Raw genomic sequence first — 353 nt, 5'->3', positions numbered from 1 at the left:
CGCGTGCCTTGTAGTAGAACTAAATCCACCATTTCCATGTCTACGCCACCGTAACTAGAGCCACCAAACGCTTGGAATACCGTGTATGAGGTGTCATTCCATGGTTGTAGGCCGTATAGGTTAACCGATACTAGGTGAGCATCATCTCCGCCTAATGCGTCTTTCGCCGAAACCGCCGCTAAAGTCGCCGCTTGGCCCGTACCCGTAGAGTAACCGCTCATTGCACCGCTGTAGGCGTCGTTGCTTGCTGGCGCCATGCTATCTAGGTAGCCCGTGTCGATATCGACGTAAGAATAGTTAACCGATGGGAAGAACTGTGTCACACCGTTGTTTGCCACTAATGGCAGCATGTA

The 353-nt window shown here is 51.8% G+C and carries 1 pseudogene; it reads right to left on the bottom strand.

The window, feature by feature from the left end:
* Window positions 1-353, bottom strand: a pseudogene (locus KP803_RS21810) (hypothetical protein); the annotation flags it as partial.

Source organism: Vibrio amylolyticus, from assembly GCF_023145695.1.
Taxonomy (GTDB): domain Bacteria; phylum Pseudomonadota; class Gammaproteobacteria; order Enterobacterales; family Vibrionaceae; genus Vibrio; species Vibrio amylolyticus.
This window is presented reverse-complemented; position numbering and strand designations above follow the sequence as displayed.